Here is an 18757-nt window from a genome sequence, read left to right on the forward strand (position 1 = left end):
GGGCGTCGCGCGGATCCTGTCAGACGGCCGCGCGACGGATCACCGCGGCCCTGGCGCCCGCGGGCCGGGACGCGCCTATCCTGGGACGAAGCTCCGCCGGGCGCCAGGCGCGGCGGAAGGGAGGAGCCGAGTGGACCACGAGGCCGAGACGACCGGCGTTCCCGCCACCCTGGGCCGCCGCATCATCGTCGCAGCGTTCGACGGATGGAACGACGCGGGCGAGGCGGCGACGAGCGCCGTGAACCTGCTGCTCGCGGACCGTCCCTACGAGCGCGTCCTGAGCGTGGATCCCGAGCTCTACTTCGACTACCAGTACACGCGCCCGACCGTCGAGACCGACGGCGAGGGCCGCCGGCGGCTGCGCTGGCCCGAGGCCACCCTGCACCGGCCGCTCCCCCGCCCGGGTGACGCCGACGTCGGCGGGACCGAGTTCTGGGTGCTCACGGGCGTCGAGCCGGCGCGCGCCTGGCAGGCGTTCGCGGCCGAGTTCGTCGACGTCGCGCTCCGCGAGGACGTCACGGGCTTCGTCACGCTCGGCTCGATGATGGCGGATGTGCCCCACACCCGCCCGATCTCGATCTTCGCGGGGAGCGACAACGAGACGCTGCGCTCCTCGCTGGGCCTCGAGCGCAGCACCTACGAGGGGCCGGTCGGCGTGCTGAGCGTGCTCGGCGATGCGGCGGAGCGGGCGGGCATCCCGTCGGTGAGCCTCTGGGCGAGCGTGCCGCACTACGTGGCCGGGCACACCCCCTCGCCCAAGGCCACGCTGGCGCTGCTGGACCGGCTCGAGGAGCTGGCCGCCGCCGACGTGCCGCGCGGCACGCTCGCGGCCGAGGCCGCCACATGGGAGGCGACGATCGACGCGGCCGCCGCGGACGACGACGAGATGCGCGAGTACATCCACCAGCTCGAGCAGGCGCGCGACACGGTCGAATCCCCCGAGGCGTCGGGCGACGCGATCGCGCAGGCCTTCGAGAGCTACCTGCGCCGCAGCGACGGCCGCGACGACCGCGGCCGCAACGGACGCTGAGCCGACCCGCTCCCCTCCGGCCGGGCACGCTCGGCCACGTTTCGACTCCTCGCTGACGCTCGTCGCTCAACGACCACCGGGTTGAACCCGTTTCGTCTCCGCTTCGCTCCGCTCAACGACCGGCAGCAACCCCCGGTCGTTGAGCGGAGGCGAGGAACGAGCCGGAGTCGAAACGTGGCCGGATCACCCCGCCCGGCCGAGCCCCGTGCTAGAACGCCGAGATCGTCCCCGTGGCGAGGAGCACCAGCAGGACGCCGCCGAGCAGGATGCGGTAGATCACGAACGGCAGGAAGCTGCCGCGCTTGAGGTAGGCCATCAGGTAGGCGATCACGAGCCAGCCGACCACGCCCGCGACGACGGTGGCGACCGCGGTCTCCGCCAGGCCGTACGGGCCGCTCGCCGGCTCGGTCAGCGCGTGCAGCAGCTCGTAGAGGCCGCTGCCGAACACCGCCGGCACCGCGAGCAGGAACGCGTACTCCGCGGCGGCGGCGCGATCGTAGCCGAGCAGCCGGCCGGCCGTCACGGTCGCGCCCGAGCGCGAGACGCCCGGGATGAGCGCGAGAGCCTGCGCGACGCCCATCGTGAGCCCGGACGGATAGGTGACGTCGTCGAAGTCGCGCTCGCGCCGGGCATAGCGGTCCGCGATTCCGAGCACGATGCCGAAGACGATCAGCACGGTCGCCACGATCCACAGGTTGCGGTTGAACGTGCGGATCTGGTCCTGCAGCAGGAATCCGGCGATCCCGATCGGGAGGGTCCCGATGATGACGATCCAGCCCATCCGCGCGTCCGGGTCGCTGTGCGGCACGCGGCCGGCGAGGGACTGCGCCCATCGCGAGATGATCCGCGCGATCTTGCGCCAGAAGTACACCAGCACGGCCGCCTCGGTGCCGATCTGGGTGATCGCGGTGAACGTCGCACCCGGGTCGGTCGCCGACGGCAGGAACTCGCCGAGGATCCGGATGTGAGCGCTCGAGGAGATCGGCAGGAACTCGGTGAGCCCCTGCACGAGGCCGAGGATGATCGCTTCGATGAATGGCACGGCTACCGAGCCTAGGTCACGGGCCCGCCGTCGCCTGGGAGCGACGTCAGAGCGAGCGGATCAGGTCGGTCAGCACGCGCTGCCCGAACTCGAGCGCGTCGAGGGGCACGCGCTCGTCCACGCCGTGGAACATGCCCGTGAAGTCCAGGTCGTGCGGCAGCTTCAGCGGAGCGAAGCCGTACCCGGCGATGCCGAGCGTGGACAGCGCCTTGTTGTCCGTGCCGGCGCCCAGGAGGTACGGCAGCACCGGCACACCGGGGTCGTGGCGGCCGAGCGCGGCGACCATCTGGTCGACGAGGTCGCCCTCGAACGGGATCTCCAGGCCGATGTCGCGCAGGAACATCTCGATGCGGATTTCGTCGCCCACGATCCGCTGGATCTCGGCGAGCACGGCGTCCTCGGTGCCTGGCAGCACCCGCACGTCGACGGTGGCCTCGGCGAGATCGGGGATCACGTTGTGCTTGTATCCCGACGTGAGCCCCGTCGGGTTCGTCACGGTCTGGTACGACGAGCGGATGAACGCCTCGGCCGGCCCCGTGAGGGCCGCGAGCTCGTCGGGGTCGCGACTGTCGGTCTCGGCGAGCGTGCCGATGCCGTCGAGCAGCGCCCGGGTCGTGTCGGTCAGCTCGACCGGCCAGCGCGCGGTCCCGAGCCGCGCGACGGCCTCCGCCAGGCGGGTGACGGCGTTGTCCGGGTGCACGCGGCTGCCGTGACCCGCGCGCCCGCGCGCGACCAGCCGGATCCACATCAGCGCCTTCTCCCCCACCTGGAGGAGATAGGCGCGGCGATCGCCCACGCCGATCGAGTACCCGCCCACCTCGCTGATCGCCTCCGTGGCGCCGGCGAACCACTCCGGCCGGTCGCGCACGACCCGCTGGGAACCCTCCACGCCGCCGTTCTCCTCGTCCGAGAAGAACGCGAGCACGATGTCGCGGTCGGGCTGCTCGCCCGCGCGCAGCAGCTCCGCCACGGACGTGAGGATCATGGCGTCCATGTTCTTCATGTCCACGGCGCCGCGGCCCCACAGCATGCCGTCGCGGATCACGCCCTCGAACGGGTCGACCGACCAGTCCTCGGCGACGGCGGGCACCACGTCCAGGTGACCGTGCAGCACCAGGGCGGGCCGCGTCCGGTCGCGCCCGGGGATCCGCGCGCTCACGTTCGTGCGGCGCGGCACCGGCTCGTAGTACTCGGCGCGCAGGCCGAGCGACTCGAGGTACGCGCCCACGAACTCGGCCGCCTCGCGCTCGCCCTTCGCGCGTCCGGCACCCCAGTTGGTGGTGTCGATCCGGATCAGGTCGCGCGCGATCCGCACGACCTCGGACGGCTCGGCCCCCGCCGGGGCGGCCCCCGTCGCCGCGGTCCCGGTGCGCTCGGTGTCGGCCATGCTCCCACCGTATCCCGCCGCCCGGGGCCCGCGGGGCCCGCGCGGGCGGGGCGCGCCCGGTGAGTTAGGATGTCCTAACCTCGCTGCCCCTGCCGAGGCGCCCGCTCCCGAAGGTCTCCGCGCCCATGCCCTCCACCGACGTCCGCCCCGGCCTGTCCCTGCTCTCGGGTCATCCCGACGCCCCCGCGCTCATCGCCGACGGCCGCGCGGTCACGTACGGCGAGCTCGACGGGCTGGTCCGCGCCCGCGTCCGCGCGCTGGGACCCACGCGCCGGCTCGTGATGATCGCCGCCCGCAATGCGGTCGAGCCGATCGTGACCTACCTCGCGGCGCTCGAGGGCGGCCACCCGGTGCTCATGGTGTCGGGCGGCCAGGACGAGACGAGCCTGCGGCACCGGGCCGCGCTCGTGGAGCGCTTCGATCCGGACGTGATCGCCACGGACGGCGTCGACGGCTGGCGGCTCGAGGAGGTCCGCGCGGGCACGCGGCACGAGCTGCATCGGGAGCTCGCGATGCTCGCCAGCACCTCGGGGTCCACCGGGTCTCCCAAGCTTGTGCGCCTGTCGGCGGAGAACCTGGCGAGCAACGCGGCCGCGATCGCGGAGTACCTCCGTCTCGAGCCCCGCGACCGCGCGGCGACCACGCTGCCGCTGCAGTACTGCTACGGGCTGTCGGTGGTCAACAGCCACCTCCTCGCCGGAGGGAGCCTGCTGCTCACGGAGCGCTCGGTGTCGGACCCCCGGTTCTGGGACGACGCGGCCGCCCACGGGATCACCTCGTTCGCGGGTGTGCCGTACACGTTCGAGCTGCTCGAGGCCGGCGGGTTCGCCGACCGGGACCTGCCGCACCTGCGCTATCTGACGCAGGCGGGCGGGCGGCTCGACCCGGCGGCCGTGCGGCGCTTCGCCGCGCTGGGCGCCCGCAAGGGCTTCGAGCTGTTCGTGATGTACGGGCAGACCGAGGCCACGGCCCGCATGGCCTATCTGCCGCCCGAGCTGGCGGAGACGTGCGCGGGCGCGATCGGCCGTCCCATCCCCGGCGGGGCGTTCCGCCTCGACCCGCTCGACGGCGGCGATCCCGTCGCCGAGGGCGACAGCGGCGAGCTGGTGTACCAGGGCCCCAACGTCATGCTCGGCTACGCCGAGACCCCCGCCGACTTCGCGCTGGGGCGGACGGTCCACGAGCTGCGGACGGGCGACCTCGCGCGCCGGCGGCCCGACGGGCTCTACGAGATCACGGGTCGGCTGAACCGGTTCGTCAAGATCTTCGGTCTGCGCATCGACCTCGACCGGCTCGAGCGCCTGCTCGCCGAGGAGGGCATCACGGCACGCGCCGCCGGTGCGGACGAGCGCCTCCTGGTCTTCGCGACGTCCGACCGGGCGGCCGCACGCGCGCGCGATCGCGCCGCGGCCCTGACCGGCGTCCCGGCCCACGCGATCGCCGCGCACGTCGTGGCGGAGTTCCCGCGCACCGCCAACGGCAAGCCCGACAACGCCGCGCTGGTGCGCATCGCCGAGGAGCAGGATCGCGCCGCCCGCGCCGTCGCGGCGGTCGCGGGCGGCGACGGCGCCGTGACGCCGCAGTCCGTGCGCGACCTCCTGGCGCTCCTGCTGGACCGGCCCGACGCCGGCATCGACGACTCGTTCGCGGGCCTCGGCGGCGACTCGCTCAGTTACGTCGAGGTCAGCCTCCGGCTCGAGGCGATGCTGGGCGCCCTGCCGCGCGACTGGCCCACCCGCTCGGCCCGAGGGCTCGCCGAGCTCGCGGCCCCCCGCGCCGCGCAGGACGAGACGGCCCGGCCCGCGGCACGCGCGCGGCGGTCGCGTCTCGCGCACGTCGAGACCCCGGCCGTCCTGCGCGCGCTCGCGATCGTGCTCATCGTCGGCACGCACGCCGATCTCTTCTCCCTCAAGGGCGGCGCGCACCTGCTGCTCGCGGTCGCCGGGTACAACATCGCCCGCTTCGCGCTGACGGACGCGCCGGGCGTGACGCGCGTGCGACGCCTGATCCGCGGCATGAGTCAGCTCGCCGTCCCGGCCGTGCTGTGGATCGGCGCGGTCGCCCTGATGACGGGCTTCTACCTGCCCACCACGGCGCTGCTCGTGAACAACCTGGTGCCGGGCGACGGGCGCTGGAACGAGCAGTGGCAGTTCTGGTTCCTCGAGGCGATGCTGTGGGGCATGGCCGGCCTGGCGCTGCTGCTCGGCGTGCGCGCGATCGACCGGCTGGAGCGGCGGATGCCGTTCGCGTTCCCGCTCGCCCTCCTCGGCGCGGCCCTCGCGGCGCGACTCACGCTCACGGGCCTGCACGCCGAGCACGTCGAGCGGTACGCGGCCGCGTCGGTCGCGTGGCTCATCGTGCTCGGATGGCTGGTCGCGCGCGCCGACACCACGTCGCGACGGGTGCTCGTGTCGGCGCTGACCGCGGTCACGGTGTTCGGCTTCTTCGGCGATCCGGCGCGCGAGGCCATCGTGGCGGGCGGCATCCTGCTCCTCGTGTGGCTCCCGGCGATCCCGCTCCCGCAGGCGCTGTCGCCCGCGGTCGGCACGCTCGCGGGCTCGTCCCTGTTCGTCTACCTCACCCACTGGCAGGTCTACCCGCCGTTCGAGCAGAGCGCGCCCTGGCTGGGCACGCTGCTGTCCTTCGCGGTCGGGATCGTCGCGTGGCAGGCGTACACGCGCGCGAGCTCGGCGGGGGCCGCGGCGCTGCGCCGGGTCCGCACGCTGCGCCGCACCGGCCGCCGCGTCGCCGCGCCGACGGCCGCTCAGACCGCCGTCGTCGAGCCGGCCGCGGCCGGCACCGAGGCCGCGGCCGAGACCGCGCCCTCGCCCGCGTAGAGGACCACGCCGCCCTCGACGGCGACCGCGACCCGGCTGCGGGGCGCGTACGCGCACACGGGGCCGGTGATCACGTCGTGCAGCGGCACCCGGTGCGTGAGCTCCTCGCCGTCCGACAGCCGCAGCGTGAGCTCCGCGGCGGCGCCGAGCGAGCGGACCGCCGTCACGGTCGCATTGGCGGCCGCGGCGTCCGCGGGCCGCACGCTCAGCTGGTCGGGCCGCAGCATGGCCCGCACGGACGCGGCTCCTCCGCTCCGGTCGTGGCGCACCGCCACGCGGCCCAGCGCGCAGTCCACGGCGCCGGGGCCGGCGACCTCCGCCGGCAGGAGCACGGCGTCGCCCAGGAACAGCGCGACGCCGGCGTCCCGCGGCGCGTCGAACACGGCCGCCGGCTCGCCCGCCTGCACGAGCTCCCCGTCGGCGAGGACGCCCACCTGCTGCCCGAAGGTGAGCGCCTCCTCCTGATCGTGGGTCACGAGGACGGCGGTCACGCCGCTGCGCTCGAGCACGTCGACGACCGCCTCGCGCGTGTGCGCGCGAAGGCCCGTGTCCAGGGCGCTGAACGGCTCGTCGAGCAGGATGACGTCGGGCCGCTGCGCCAGGGCGCGCGCCAGGGCGACGCGCTGCTGCTGCCCGCCCGACAGCTGGTGCGGCATCCGGTCGGCGAAGTCGGGGGCGAGCGACACGAGGGCCAGGAGCTCGCGCACCCGGGCGATGCGGTCGGCTCCCCTGCGCAGGCCGAAGGCGATGTTGCGGGCGACCGACAGATGCGGGAACAGCGCGCCGTCCTGCGCCACGTAGCCGATGCGCCGGCGGTGCGCGGGCACCGCGCGGCCGCGGCCCGCCAGCACACGGTCGCCGAGGGCGATCTCACCGGCGTCGGGCTCCTCGAACCCGGCGACGAGGCGGAGCAGGGTGCTCTTGCCGCTGCCCGACGCGCCGACGAGGGCGAGCCGGGTGCCGTCGGGCACGGCGAGCGACACGTCGCGCAGCACGGTCGTGTCGCCGAAGGCCTTGGAGACGCGGTCCAGTCGCAGGGTCATCGCAGCTTCCGTCCGGTGGCGTGGGCGAACATGAGCGCCACGGCGGGCGCCGAGAGCAGCACGAGCATCACGGCGTACGGGGCGGCGGCGGGATAGTCGAGGGAGGACGCGGCCGACCAGAAGCTCGTCGCGACTGTCCGCGTGCCCGTCGGGGCCAGCAGCAGGGTGGCCGTGAGCTCGTTGGCGGCGCCGAGCGCCACGAGTGCTCCGCCGGCGGCGAGCGAGGGCAGCAGCAGCGGCAGCGTCACCCGCAGCCGCGCCGCGGCGGGCCGCACGCCGAGCGCGCGGGCCGCCTCCTCGAGCGACTCGGGCACCTGGGCCAGCCCCGCACGCAGCGGCACGAGGGCACGCGGCAGGAAGATCAGCGCGTAAGCCGCCATGACCGTGAACGCCGTCTGGTACAGTCCCGGCGCGACCGCCAGCGTCACCGTGACGAGCGCCAGGGCCACGATGATCGCCGGCAGGCTGCTCGCGATGGACGCGGCGCCCTCGAGGACGCGCGAGAGGCGCCCGGGGTGGCGCACCGACATCCAGGCGAAGGGAAGCGCGATCGCGAGAGCGACCGCCGCCCCGCCGAGCGACAGGCCGAGGGTCTGGATCGTGGCGCCGATCACCGGTCCGAGCGCGCCGAGATCGGAGAGGGCGAGCCAGCGCACGACGCTGGCCAGGGGCACCGCGATCGCGGCCGCCGTCAGCGCGATCACCGCGAGCAGGGCGACCGGCGTCATCCGCCCGAGCGGCAGCCGTCGCGCGGGGTGGGACGCCCCGGATCCGACGCGCGCGTAGCGCCGGCGTCCGCGTGCGACCGACTCGGCCGTGAGGACGACCAGGCACAGCACGGCCAGCGCGATCCCCAGCGCCGCGGCGTTCGGGCCGGCGAACGTGGCCTGGTACGCCACCACGATGACCGTCGTGAAGGTGTCGAAGCGCAGGAACGCGAACGCGCCGTACTCGGCGAGCAGGTGCAGCGCGACGACGAGCGCGCCCCCGAGCACCGCGAGTCGCAGCTGCGGCAGCACGACGCGCGCAAACACCGCCCAGGATCCGAGCCCCAGCGCGCGGGCGGACTCCTCCAGCGCCGGGTCCAGGCCACGCAGCGCCGCGAGCACCGGCAGGTACACGAGCGGGAAGTACGCCAGCACGGCCACGAGCACGCCGCCCCACAGGCCGCTGATCGACGGGATCGCGCTGGCCCAGCCGTAGCTCGCGACGAACGCCGGGATGGCCAGCGGCGCCGCGAGCGCGACGGCGAACAGCCGCCGCAGCGGCAGATCCGTGCGCTCGACCAGCCACGCGCCGCCGACGCCGAGCACCGCGGTCGCGGGCACGCCGATCCCGACGAGCAGCACCGTGTTGACGAGGAGGTCGCCGACCTTGGGGCGGAACAGCAGCGCGGCCAGCTGCTCGCCGCCCATCGCGAACGCGGCCTGCACGACGTACCCGATCGGGACGAGGGCACCGGCCGCCAGCACGACCGAGACGGCCACGAGAGCCGCCGAGGGCCGTCGTGTCCGCGCCCCGGCCGACCGCGGCGCCGCGACGCTCGTGGTCAGAGGAGCCCGGCTTCCGTCATGAGCTCGATGACCTTCGGGCCGTTGAGCGTGGACGGGTCGATCACGGGCGCCTCGAGCGTCTCGAGCGCAGGCAGCCCGTCGCGGGTCGGCGCGCCGGGGACGACGGGGTACTCGAAGCTGTAGCCCTCGCCCAGGATGCGCTGGCCCTCCTCGCCCGTGATGAAGGCGAGGAACTGCTGGGCCTCGTCGGCGTGCGGCGCGTTGGCGAGCACGCCGCCGCCGGACACGCTCACGAACGCGCCCGGATCCTGGTTCCGGAAGTAGTGCAGCTCGGTGTTCCCGCTGTCCTCGGCCGCCTTGTTCTGGTCGCGGAACCAGTAGTAGTGGTAGATCACGCCGAGGGGGATCTCGCCCGCGTTGACGGCCTTCATGGTGACGATGTTGTTGCGGTACTCGGTGACGTTCTCCGCCATCCCCTCGAGCCACGCGCGCGCGCCGTCCTCGCCCTGCGTCTCGAGCACCGCCGAGATGATGGCCTGGAAGTCGGCCTTGGCGGGCGCCGCGCCCCAGCGACCCTGCCACTCCGGCTCGGCGAGGTCCAGCAGCGACGCGGGCAGCTCGTCCTCGGAGATCAGGTCGGGGTTGTACACCGCGACGGTGGAGCGGGCGGCGATGCCCGTCCAGAGACCGGATGCCGGCCGGTAGGCCTCGGGCACGGCGGCGAGGATCTCCTGGTCCAGCGGCGCGAACAGTCCCGCCTCCTCGACGAGCGACATGGCGGGCGAGTTCTCGGTGAGGAACACGTCGGCGCCCGACGCCTCGCCCTCCTGCACCAGCTGGTTGGCGAGCTCCGAGTCGTCGCCGTTGCGCAGGACGACCTGGATGCCGGTCTCCTCGGTGAACGCGTCGGCCCATTCCTGCGTCAGCTCCTCGTGCTGCGCGTTGTAGACGACGAGCGCCTCGGGATCCACCGCGCCGGCGTCCTGCGCGGCGCAGCCGGGGAGGACGAGGGCGGTGATCGACGCGGGGACGACGAGCGCGCGAAGGAGGCGTGACGACATGGCGGGCCTTCCGGTCCAGGGGTTCGGGGTGAGGTAAGCCTAACAAGTCAGCCGCGCATCCGTTTCACCCGCCCACCTGCAAGAAACCGGACAGCGCCGTCCGGCTTCGTGCGCATGCGGAAACGACGAAGGGCCCCTCTCGGGACCCTTCGTCGTTCTGTGCGCGAGGGGGGACTTGAACCCCCACGCCCTATACGGGCACTAGCACCTCAAGCTAGCGCGTCTACCTATTCCGCCACCCGCGCAACTGGGTGACCGGCCTTCCGGCCGGTGCCGATCGCTTTCGCGACCGAAGAGAAACATTACCACGCCCGGACCACCCGGGCGAATCGGCGCACCCTCGGGCGCGTCCGCGGGTCACGCCACGGACACCCCGAACAGCAGTCCGAGCGCATACGTGACGGCCGCGGCGCCGTAGCCGATCGCGAGCTGCCGGAGTGCCCGCTTCAGCGGCGGTGCTCCCGACAGCAGCCCGACCGTCGAGCCCGTGCCCAGCAGCGCCAGCCCGACCAGCACGAGCGAGACGATCACGGCGGTCGCGCCCGTGAGGCCGAACAGCCACGGCAGCACCGGGATGATCGCCCCGCTCGCGAAGAACAGGAAGCTGGACGCGGCCGCGTGCCAGGCGCCGCCCACGATCTCGTGCGCGTCGTGGCCCGCCGCCCGGACCGGCACGCGGCCGGCGTGCGCCTCGGCGATGGCCTTGCGGGCGCGGGCGACGGCCTCCTCGTGCGACATGCCGCGCGCGCGGTAGACGAGCGCCAGCTCGTTGGAGTCGATGTCGAGGTCGGGCAGGGCGGCGTCGCCGAACGTGCCCGGGTCCGTCGCGTCGAGCAGCTCGCGCTGCGATCGCACCGACACGAACTCCCCGGCGCCCATCGACAGGGCGCCGGCGAGCAGGCCGGCGATGCCGCTGAAGAGCACCACCTGCGGTGCCACTCCCGTGGCGCCGATGCCCAGCACGAGCGCGAGGTTGGACACGAGCCCGTCGTTGGCGCCGAACACCGCGGCGCGGAACGTGCCCGACAGCCGCCGCCGTCCGCGCGCGGCGAGGCCGCGGACGACCTCGTGGTGGATCTTCTCGTCGGCCGCCATCGCGGTGGTCGCGAACCGCTCGCCGTCGTACGGGGAGCGCGCCTCGGCGGCCTGGGCCAGCGCGAGCACGAAGATGTGCCCGAAGCGGCCGGCCATCCACCCGAGCAGTCGAGTGCGCAGGCCCGCGCGCGGCATCCGCGCAGGCTCCCCGCCCAGGAGCCGCAGCCAGTGCCGCTCGTGACGCCCCTCGGCCGCGGCCAGCTCCTCGAGGATCGCGCGCTCCTCCCCCGTCTTGGAGCGCGCGAGCCGCCGGTACACGGCGGCCTCCGCGCGCTCGTCGGCGAGGTAGCGCGCCCAGCGCCGGCGGTCGGCCGGGGTCGCCGCGGCGACCGCGCCGGTGTCGGGGCCGGACGGCGAGGGAGACGGGGCGGGCGCGCGCAACGGACCTCCGATGAGGGATGTGAAGGGGGTTCCCCTCCACGCTAGCCAGCGACGCGCCGCGGTCCCGCCCCGGGAGCGCGATTGACAGGTTTTCGGATCCCCGAAGTGCGGCCTACCGACCGACCGCCACGGCGCGACGGAGCCCGCGCTCCCCCGCCCGCATGACCATGCCGTGCGCGAGCGCGAACACGGGGCGCAGCACGGGCCCCGTCACCCGCATCCACCGCCGCCGCACGGCCACGTCCCACGCGAACCGGATCTCGGATCCGCCGCCGCGCGGGCCCACCTCGACCGAGCCGCGCCCGTCCAGGTCGCCGCCACTGGCCGCCTCCAGGCGGCGACCCGGCACGACGTCGGTGATCCGCAGCGAGAAGCGCAGCCGATAGCCGAACGGCGCGCGCACGACGACGCCGATCACGCCCCCGGGGGCGGGCGCTCCGGGCGACTCCACGCGGAAGCCTGGCCACCACCCGTCCGACTCACCCGCGACCGCCCGCTCGAGCTCGCGCCACACGCGCTGCGGCGCGGCGTCGACCCGCCACGTCGTGCGGAACGAGTACCGGGCGGCCATGCCCCGAGCGTATGCCGCGGGGAGTTCAGCTGCGCACGCGCTTGCGCAGCACGTCGATGCGCGCCTGCAGCTGCGCCACCGTCGCCTTGGCGACCTCGGGACCGCCGCAGCGGCGGCGCAGCTCGGCGTGGATCACGCCGTGGGGCTCGCCCGTCTGGCGCGCGTACACGCCGACCAGGCTGTTGAGCAGCTGCCGCTGCTCGCGCAGCGTGCGGTGCAGCGGCGCCGGCAGCGTGGACACGGCCTCGCCGCCGGTCTCGGTCTCGCGGGCCTCGCGCGCCTGGCGGTGCCGAGACTGCCGGGCGACGCGCTGCATCAGCAGCTCGTGCACGTGCTCGGGCTCGAGCAGGCCCGGCAGGCCGATGAACTCCTGCTCCTCGTCCGTGCCGGGCACGGCCAGCTGGCCGAACTCCTGGCCGTCGAACACCACGCGGTCGAAGTGGGCGACCGACCCCAGCGCCTCGAAGGACCCCTCCTCCGTGAGCGCGTCGGACGCCTTCTCCTCGCGCTCGGCGGCCTCCAGCAGGTCGTCGTCGAGGCCGTCCTCGTCCTTCTCGCCGCGGTCGAGCACGTGGTCGCGCTGGCGCTCCATCTCGTTCGCGAGCGACATCAGCACCGGCACGTGGGGCAGGAACACGCTCGCGGCCTCGCCGCGGCGCCGTGCGCGCACGAAGCGCCCGATGGCCTGCGCGAAGAACAGCGGCGTCGACGACGACGTGGCGTACACGCCCACGGCGAGCCGCGGCACGTCCACTCCCTCCGACACCATGCGCACGGCGACCATCCACCGGTCGGTGCCCTCGGAGAACCGCTCGATGCGCTGCGACGCCTCGGCGTCGTCCGACAGCACGACCGTGGCGCGCTGCCCCGTGATCGAGTGCAGCAGCTTGGCGTACGCGCGCGCCGCGGTCTGATCGGTCGCGAGCACGAGGCCGCCCGCGTCGGGCACGTGGTGCCGGATCTCGGTCAGGCGCTGGTCCGCGGATTTCAGCACGGCCGACATCCACTCGCCCTGCGGATCGAGCGCGGTGCGCCACGCCTGCGACGTGACGTCCTTCAGGTTGTCCTGCCCGAGATGCGCCTCGAGCTCGTCGCCCGCGCGCGTGCGCCACTTCATGTGGCCGGAGTACACGTGGAACAGGACGGGGCGGACGACGCCGTCGGCGAGCGCGCGCCCGTACCCGTAGGCGTAGTCGGTGACCGACGTGCGCAGGCCCTGCTCGTCGGGCGCGTACTCGACGAACGGGATGGGCGCGTCGTCGCTGCGGAACGGCGTGCCGCTCAGCAGCAGGCGCCGCTTCGCGGGCCCGTACGCCTCGCGCAGCGCGTCGCCCCAGCTGAGCGCCTCGCCGCCGTGGTGCACCTCGTCGAGGATCACGAGCGTGCGGCCGCCCTCGGTGAGCGCCCGGTGCACGGACGCCTTGACCGCGACCTGCGCGTACGTGACGACCACGCCGTGGTACTGGCGCGAGAACGTGGTGTGGCTGTTGCGGAACGCGGGGTCGAGCCGGATGTGCGCGCGCGCCGCCGCGTCGGCCCACTGGGTCTTCAGGTGCTCCGTCGGGGCCACCACGATGACGCGGTCGACCTCCCGGGTGCGCAGCAGCTCTCCCGCGAGCGTCAGGGCGAAGGTCGTCTTTCCGGCGCCCGGCGTGGCCGCCACGAGGAAGTCCCGCTTGTCCGCGGCGAAGTACGCCTCGAGCGCCTCCTGCTGCCAGGCGCGCAGCTTGCCGGCGGTACCCCACGGAGCTCTCTGCGGATAGGACGGTGACAGCATGGGAGACCCACCCTAACGGGCGGCGCGGACACCCGATCCAGCGCTTCCCCAGCGACCCGCGCACTCCGCCCCGATGTCCCACTGGATGACGTAGTCTCGTCAGGCCCCGAGACCGAGTGTGGAGGATCCGATGTCGAGCGAGCCCGAGGTGCGCACGCCCTTCGTCCCGAACGAGGGACCCCATCCGTGGCGGCGGTTCGTCGCCCTGGGCGACTCGTTCACGGAGGGGATCGGCGACCCGGAGCCGGACTCCCCCGGCGGCCATCGCGGCTGGGCGGACCGCGTCGCCGAGGTGCTGTCGCGCCAGGTGGACGACTTCGCGTACGCGAATCTCGCCGTCCGCGGGCGGCTCATCCGGCAGATCGTCGACGAGCAGGTGGAGCCCGCCCTCGCCCTCAAGCCCGACCTCGTGACGTTCTGCGCGGGCGGCAACGACGTCATCCGGCCCGGTGGCGACCCGGACGCGATCGCCGCCGTGTTCGAGGACGCCGTCGCGCGCCTCAGCAGCGAGGGCGCCACGGTCGTGGTGTTCACGGGCATCGACACGGACTTCACCCCGGTGTTCCGGCCGTTCCGAGGCCGCGTGGCGATCTACAACGAGAACGTGCGCGCGATCGCCGACCGCCACGACTGCATTGTTGCCGACCAGTGGGCGCTCAAGGAGATCCAGGACCGCCGGTTCTTCGACGACGACCGCCTGCACATGAACGCGCTCGGCCACCACGAGGTCGCGCGCATGGTGCTGCGCGCCCTCAACGTGCCGAACGACCTGCAGCCCATGAAGCCGGACCCCCTGCCCCCGACGACGTGGCGCGAGGCGCGCGTGAACGATCTGGTCTGGGCCCGCACGCACCTCGTGCCGTGGGTGCTGCGCCGGCTGCGGCACCAGTCATCCGGCGACCACATCACCGCCAAGCGCCCCGAGCCGCTGCCCCTCGAGCTGCGGACCGAGGACTGACGCTCAGGCGCGCTGCCCGCGCGACACGGCCCACAGCGCGACCGCGGCCGCCGACGCCACGTTGAGCGAGTCGACGCCGCCCGCCATGGGGATGGTCACGACCGAGTCGGCCGCGGCGAGCGCCCTGCGCGACAGCCCGTCGCCCTCGGCGCCCATCAGGAGCGCCACGCGCTCGGGCGGCGCGGCCGCGAAGTCGTCCAGCGACACCGCATCCTCCGACAGGGCGAGCGCCGCGATGTGGAAGCCCGCGGCGTGCAGCTGCGCCCGTGCGCCCGCGTCGCCGTCCCACTCGGGCAGCCGCGTCCACGGCACCTGGAACACGGTCCCCATGCTGACGCGGACGCTGCGACGGTAGAGCGGATCCGCGCACCGCGGCGTCACGAGCACCGCGTCGGCCCCGAGCCCCGCCGCGGCGCGGAACGCCGCGCCCACGTTCGTGTGATCCACGATGTCCTCCAGGATCACCGCGAGCCGCGCGCCGGCCAGGACCTCCGCGACGGGCGCCGGCTCGGGCCGGTGCATGGCCGCCAGGACGCCGCGGTGCACGGCGTAGCCGGTGACCCCCTCGGCGACGTCCGCGGGCACGACGTACACGGGCACGTCGTGCCCCTCCAGCAGCGGCTCCAGCTCCCCCAGCCAGCGCTCCTGCGTCAGCACGGACCGCGGCCGGTGCCCCGCCGCCAGGGCGCGCGCCAGCACCTTCGACGACTCCGCCATGTACAGGCCGCCCTCGGGCTCGAGCACGCGCCGCAGCGCGACGTCGGTCAGGTCGCGGTAGTCCGCCAGCCGCGGGTCGGCAGGGTCGGCGACGGGGATGATCCTCATCCCCCCAGCATCCCGCACGCGAGCCCAGGCCCGTCGCCGCGCGCGGGCGGCGACGGGCGCCGGGCGGCGGTCCGGCCGGTCATCCGCACGCCCTAGACTCGCTCCGTGCCCCTCGTCCCCGACCTCGACGACGCCGCGCGCTCGGGCGTCGGCCGCGCGATCGACGCCCTGGCCGGCCGCCGCGTCGCGGTGCTGACGGGTGCGGGCGTGTCGACGGACTCGGGCATCCCGGACTACCGCGGCAAGGGCGCCCCGCGGCGCACGCCCATGACCGCGCAGACCTTCCTGAGCGACGAGGCGGCGCGGCGGCGCTACTGGGTCGGCTCGCACCTCGGGTGGCGCGCCTTCTCCGCGGCCGAGCCGAATGCCGGCCACGAGGCGCTCGCGGCGCTCGAGCGCGACGGGATCGTCACGGGCGTGGTCACGCAGAACGTCGACGGCCTGCACCTGCGCGCCGGAAGCCACCGCGTGGTCGAGCTGCACGGCACGATGCGCCGGGTGTTCTGCACCCACTGCGGGCAGGTGTTCGACCGGCGGGACATCGCCGAGCGCCTCGAGCGCGACAACCCGTGGATCACCGTCCCCGACAGCGTCCCGCTCGGCCCCGACGGCGATGTCCTGCCGGAGTCCGCGGAGGGCTTCGCGATCCCGGCGTGCAGCGTCTGCGACGGCGTGCTGAAGCCGGACGTGGTCTTCTTCGGCGAGTTCATCCCGGCCGGCAAGTTCCGCGAGGCCGAGCAGCTGCTGCTCGCCAGCGAGGCCCTGCTGATCGCCGGATCGTCGCTCGTGGTGAACTCGGGCATCCGGCTGGTCGAGCGCGCGCGCCGCCGCAGGCTGCCCGTCGTGATCGTGAACCGCGGCGAGACGCGGGCCGACAACCGCGCGACCGTCAAGATCGACGCGGGGACGAGCGCCGTCCTCTCGGAGCTGGCGCGCGCCCTGCCCGCCGCGCGCTGAGCCCCGCACGCGCCTGCCGCTGAGCGGGCGTCCTCGGCATCCGCCAGGGAAGGCGTCCTAGGCTCGTCCGTGTGACCCTCCTCGCGCTCGTCCGACATGGCCAGACCGACTGGAACGCCGAGCGGCGGATCCAGGGACGCACGGACATCCCCCTCAACGACACGGGCCGCGCGCAGGACCTGCTCGCCGCCGAGGCCCTGCGCGACGGCGGATGGCAGCGCATCGCGTCGAGCACCCTGGGACGCGCGACCGAGACCGCCGAGATCATCGCCTCCGCGCTGGGCCTCGAGCCGCCCGCGACCCACCCGGGCCTCATGGAGCGCGACTACGGCGTCGCCGAGGGCACGCTGGTGGCCGACTTCCATGCGCGCTACGACGGCGGCGTCCCCGTCCCGGGCGCCGAGACGCACGAGGAGCTGACCGAGCGCGCGCTCGCGGCGCTCGCCGAGGTGGTGGCGCAGGAGCCGGACGCCCCGACGATCGTGGTCGCGCACGGCGGCGTCATCCGCGGGCTGCTGGGGCACGCGTCGAACGGCGCGCTCCCGCGGCCCGGCGAGCGGATCGACAACGCGTCGGTCACGCTGTTCCGGATGACCGACGACGGGCTGGTGCTGGCCGCCGACGAGCGGGAGAGCGTCGGCGCCGGGCGCGGCGCCTAGGCGGGCCCGTGGTCCGCCTGCGGCGCACGTCGCCCGACCAGCCCGGATGGACCCGCCGCGGCGCGGGGCGCGGCTTCGTGTACCTCGACGAGCACGGCGAGCGCCTGCCGGCGGAGGAGGTCGAGCGCATCCGTGGCCTGGCGATCCCGCCCGCGTGGCGCGACGTGTGGATCACGCCGTTCCCGAACGGCCATCTGCAGGCGGTCGGGACGGATGCCGCCGGCCGGCGGCAGTACCTGTACCACCCGCAGTGGCGCACGCGCCGGGACGCGGCCAAGTTCGACCGCGTGCTCGACTTCGGCCGCGCGCTCGCGAAGGCCCGCCCCCGCGTGCACGACGACCTGGCGCGCGACGGCATGCCGCCCGAGCGCGCGTGCGCGCTCGCGGTGCGGCTGCTCGACCTCGGGTGCTTCCGGATCGGCAACGACGTGTACGCCGACGCCAACGGCAGCTTCGGGCTCACCACGCTGCGCCGCGACCATGTGACGCGCCGCGGGGACACGCTCGTGTTCGCCTTCATGGGCAAGTCCGGCGTGGACCACCGCATCGAGATCGCCGACGAGCCCGTCACCCGCGCGGTCGAGACGCTGCGCCGGCGCCGCGACGACAGCGAGACGCTCCTGGCGTGCCGCAACGGCGCCTGGCGGTCGCTCACCTCGGCCATGGTCAACGAGTACGTGCGCGACATCACGGGCATGGACGCCACGGCCAAGGACTTCCGCACGTGGCACGCGACGGTGCTCGCGGCCGCCGAGATCGCGTCCGGCGCGGATGAGCTCGAGCGCTCGGGCCGCGGCGGCGTCACGCGCCGGCGCCGCGTCGTGTCGGACGCCATGCGGGAGGTCGCCGCGTTCCTCGGAAACACGCCCACGCTGGCGCGCACCTCGTACGTGGACCCGCGCGTCGTCTCGGCGTTCGATGAGGGCCGCACGATCGCCGCCGCCGTGCGGCGCTCGCACCCGTCCGACGAGGCCAGGCAGGAGGCGCTCGAGCGGGCCACGCGCCGGCTGATCCGGGAAACCGACGGCAGCTGATCGGACCGACCCGGCGCGCCTGGAACGTGCAAAACAGCACGCGCAATCGATCCGATAACGACTGAGCAGGATGCGCAGGGATCGCGGCAGAATACTGCTACTGTCTCGCACTATGGCCTCCCTCGATCACGTCGACCTCGAGCTGCTCGCCGCCCTCAGCGAGGACCCCCGCGCCACCGTGGTGGCGCTCGCGGAGCGACTGCGGCTGTCCCGCAACACGGTGCAGGCGCGGATGTCGCGCCTCGACAAGGCCGGCGTGTTCCGCTCCTTCGAACGCTCCATCTCGACGGCCGCCCTCGGCTTCCCGCTCGAGGCGTTCCTCGCCATCGGCGTGCGCCAGGTGGAGCTGCCGCGCATCACGAGCGAGCTCGCCTCGGTCCCCGAGGTGGTGCAGGTGCACGGGCTCTCGGGTCAGACCGACCTGCTCGCGCTGGTCGCGTGCCGGGACGCCCGCCACCTGTTCGATGTGGACGCTCGCATCCTCGGCATCGAGGGCGTCGAGCGCACGGAGACGTCGCTGGTGATGAGCGAGGCGGTGCCCTACCGGGTGAGCGGCCTCATGCAGCTCGCGCGCCGCGAGCCGTAG

Annotated in this window: 16 protein-coding genes and 1 tRNA gene; 7 read left to right on the forward strand and 10 right to left on the reverse strand. The window is 74.3% G+C overall.

Going from position 1 to position 18757, the window contains the following annotated elements; all coding sequences use genetic code 11:
• Positions 1-130: 130 nt before the first annotated feature.
• Positions 131-1030: a PAC2 family protein gene (locus ASD19_RS05085; RefSeq protein WP_230667489.1), complete on the forward strand. Its 900-nt coding sequence runs from the start codon at positions 131-133 to the stop codon at positions 1028-1030.
• 208 nt (positions 1031-1238) lie between these two features.
• Here ASD19_RS05085 and ASD19_RS05090 read toward each other — a convergent pair whose 3' ends face one another.
• On the reverse strand, positions 1239-2072 hold the full coding sequence (locus tag ASD19_RS05090) for an undecaprenyl-diphosphate phosphatase (RefSeq protein ID WP_055989317.1): 834 nt from the start codon (positions 2070-2072) through the stop codon (positions 1239-1241).
• Between the two features lie 46 nt (positions 2073-2118).
• The gene (locus tag ASD19_RS05095; RefSeq protein WP_055989320.1) at positions 2119-3459 is read right to left on the reverse strand and encodes a M20/M25/M40 family metallo-hydrolase; all 1341 of its coding nucleotides are present in this window, start codon (positions 3457-3459) and stop codon (positions 2119-2121) included.
• A gap of 125 nt (positions 3460-3584) precedes the next feature.
• Here ASD19_RS05095 and ASD19_RS05100 point away from each other — a divergent pair, with 125 nt between their 5' ends.
• Positions 3585-6296 (forward strand): AMP-binding protein, encoded by a 2712-nt coding sequence (locus tag ASD19_RS05100; protein WP_082542996.1) that lies wholly within the window; start codon positions 3585-3587, stop codon positions 6294-6296.
• Here the strand turns inward: ASD19_RS05100 and ASD19_RS05105 are convergent.
• The 7 genes from ASD19_RS05105 to ASD19_RS05135 form a co-directional block, all read right to left on the reverse strand.
• Positions 6224-7339, reverse strand: a complete 1116-nt coding sequence (locus ASD19_RS05105; protein ID WP_082542997.1) for an ABC transporter ATP-binding protein — start codon at positions 7337-7339, stop codon at positions 6224-6226. The two genes, ASD19_RS05100 and ASD19_RS05105, sit on opposite strands and share 73 nt — an antisense overlap.
• A complete protein-coding gene (locus tag ASD19_RS05110) occupies positions 7336-8826 on the reverse strand; it encodes an ABC transporter permease (RefSeq protein ID WP_235562976.1) in 1491 nt (496 codons plus the stop codon). The genes ASD19_RS05105 and ASD19_RS05110 overlap by 4 nt, the downstream gene beginning before the upstream one ends.
• 62 nt (positions 8827-8888) lie before the next feature.
• Positions 8889-9914, reverse strand: a complete 1026-nt coding sequence (locus ASD19_RS05115; protein WP_055989323.1) for an iron ABC transporter substrate-binding protein — start codon at positions 9912-9914, stop codon at positions 8889-8891.
• 160 nt (positions 9915-10074) lie between these two features.
• Positions 10075-10159: transfer RNA gene (locus ASD19_RS05120), tRNA-Leu, on the reverse strand.
• A gap of 112 nt (positions 10160-10271) precedes the next feature.
• Positions 10272-11390 carry a VIT1/CCC1 transporter family protein gene (locus ASD19_RS05125; protein WP_055989326.1) on the reverse strand — a complete coding sequence of 373 codons (1119 nt, stop codon included), beginning with the start codon at positions 11388-11390 and terminating at the stop codon, positions 10272-10274.
• 112 nt (positions 11391-11502) lie between these two features.
• Positions 11503-11961 (reverse strand): SRPBCC family protein, encoded by a 459-nt coding sequence (locus tag ASD19_RS05130; protein WP_055989329.1) that lies wholly within the window; start codon positions 11959-11961, stop codon positions 11503-11505.
• A 25-nt stretch (positions 11962-11986) separates the two neighbouring features.
• A complete protein-coding gene (locus tag ASD19_RS05135; protein WP_055989332.1) occupies positions 11987-13738 on the reverse strand; it encodes a DEAD/DEAH box helicase in 1752 nt (583 codons plus the stop codon).
• 130 nt (positions 13739-13868) lie between these two features.
• Here ASD19_RS05135 and ASD19_RS05140 point away from each other — a divergent pair, with 130 nt between their 5' ends.
• Entirely contained in the window at positions 13869-14696 is an 828-nt protein-coding gene (locus ASD19_RS05140) for an SGNH/GDSL hydrolase family protein (protein WP_055989335.1), read from the forward strand.
• Positions 14697-14699: 3 nt separating this feature from the next.
• On the opposite strand, the gene ASD19_RS05145 is transcribed toward ASD19_RS05140, so the two are convergent.
• The gene (locus ASD19_RS05145) at positions 14700-15521 is read right to left on the reverse strand and encodes a TrmH family RNA methyltransferase (RefSeq protein ID WP_055989338.1); all 822 of its coding nucleotides are present in this window, start codon (positions 15519-15521) and stop codon (positions 14700-14702) included.
• Positions 15522-15626: 105 nt separating this feature from the next.
• Between ASD19_RS05145 and ASD19_RS05150 the strand changes: the two genes are divergently transcribed.
• The 4 genes from ASD19_RS05150 to ASD19_RS05165 all read left to right on the forward strand — a co-directional run bounded on the left by ASD19_RS05150 (position 15627) and on the right by ASD19_RS05165 (position 18757).
• Positions 15627-16478: a Sir2 family NAD-dependent protein deacetylase gene (locus ASD19_RS05150; protein ID WP_055989340.1), complete on the forward strand. Its 852-nt coding sequence runs from the start codon at positions 15627-15629 to the stop codon at positions 16476-16478.
• 71 nt (positions 16479-16549) lie between these two features.
• Entirely contained in the window at positions 16550-17137 is a 588-nt protein-coding gene (locus ASD19_RS05155; protein ID WP_082542998.1) for a histidine phosphatase family protein, read from the forward strand.
• 8 nt (positions 17138-17145) lie between these two features.
• A complete protein-coding gene (locus tag ASD19_RS05160; RefSeq protein ID WP_055989342.1) occupies positions 17146-18171 on the forward strand; it encodes a DNA topoisomerase IB in 1026 nt (341 codons plus the stop codon).
• A gap of 112 nt (positions 18172-18283) precedes the next feature.
• A complete protein-coding gene (locus ASD19_RS05165) occupies positions 18284-18757 on the forward strand; it encodes an Lrp/AsnC family transcriptional regulator (RefSeq protein ID WP_055989345.1) in 474 nt (157 codons plus the stop codon).

The sequence above is a fragment of the Microbacterium sp. Root53 genome, assembly GCF_001426925.1.
GTDB lineage: Bacteria > Actinomycetota > Actinomycetes > Actinomycetales > Microbacteriaceae > Microbacterium.